Origin of the sequence: Micromonospora sp. BL1, from assembly GCF_003667485.1 — a bacterium.
Classification (GTDB): domain Bacteria; phylum Actinomycetota; class Actinomycetes; order Mycobacteriales; family Micromonosporaceae; genus Micromonospora; species Micromonospora tulbaghiae.
The window spans coordinates 1-1,281 of sequence record NZ_RCVK01000056.1 but is presented as its reverse complement, the minus strand read 5'-3'; the positions used below and the strand labels follow the sequence as shown (position 1 = coordinate 1,281).

The 1,281-nt window shown below is 68.4% G+C and carries 1 protein-coding gene; it reads right to left on the bottom strand.

Annotated elements, in window-relative coordinates:
* A partial coding sequence (locus EAD96_RS00275) for an endo-1,4-beta-xylanase (RefSeq protein WP_147457808.1) occupies nucleotides 1–1,061 on the bottom strand: 1,061 nt, incomplete at its 3' end.
* Nucleotides 1,062–1,281: the final 220 nt, after the last annotated feature.

The window sequence follows — 1,281 nt, the reverse complement described above, 5'->3', positions numbered from 1 at the left end:
AGATGTGTATAAGAGCCAGCGTTGAGCGCGTTCAGCACGGCGGTGTACGCCTGCTTCTTGTTGCCGCTGCCGTCGAACAGCAGCGGGGTGCCGCTGGCCCGCCAGGAGTCGGTGTCGCGGATGCCCCAGACGGTGATGCCGTTGCAGCGCGGCACGGCCAGGCAGTCCCGGGTCACGTTGCCGTACGACGTGGCCTGGCTGCTGCCCGAACCCTCGATGTCCAACTCGGTGATCTGCACGTCGACGCCGAGCGCGGCGAAATTCTGCAGCGTGGTGCGGTAGTTGCTCGGGTACGGCGACCCGCTGTTGAAGTGCGACTGAAGCCCGACGCAGTCGATCGGCACGCCCCGGGTCTTGAAGTCCCGGACCATGTTGTAGACGGCCTGGGTCTTGGCCCACGACCAGTTGTCGGTGTTGTAGTCGTTGTAGCAGAGCTTGGCGCCCGGGTCGGCGGCGCGGGCGGCACGGAACGCGGCCTCGATCCAGTCGTTGCCGGTCTGCTGGAGGTTCGAGTTGCGGCGGGCGCCGTTGTTGCCGTCGTCGAACGCCTCGTTCACCACGTCCCAGGAGTGGATCTTGCCCCGGTAGTGGGTGGCGACCTGGGTGACGTGGTTGATCATCGCCTCGCGCAGCGCGCTGCCGGACAGGCTTCCCGTCCACCCGGGCTGCTGCTGGTGCCAGAGCAGCGCGTGGCCGCGCACCCGCATGCCGTTGGCCTGAGCGTGCGCGACGAGCCGGTCGCCGGCGCTGAAGTTGAACTGGTTCCGGGACGGCTCGGTGGCGTCCCACTTCATCTCGTTCTCGGCGGTGACCATGTTGAACTCGCGGTTCAGGATGCCGACGTACGTGCTGTCGGACAACTTGTTCACCGCCACCGCCGTGCCGAAGTACCGGCCCTGCTCCGCCGCCGACGCGCCGAGCGTCGTGCCGGCGCTGGCACTGGTCGCCACCGCTATCGTGGCGGCGACCATCGCGGCCCCCGCCACCATCGCGACCACAGCGGTCCGCGGGCGTGACCGGGCTGCCGCGCTCCCGCTGCCGCGGGCGAGCACCTTGTCCATCTGAACGCCTCTCTAGCCTGTCAATGGGATCGGCTCGCCTCGGCCACCGCCCGCCACGACGTCGGCTCCGCGCGGCCGCCCGGTGGCCGCGCCAGGTGAGGGAGTGACTCCCCGGCACATCGTGAGTGGATCGAAGCGAATCTCTGCCCGGAGCCTACCGGAAGCGTTCCGAAAACTTAATCACCTCGATATGTCGACATCGGGGCACGCGGTGCCGGGT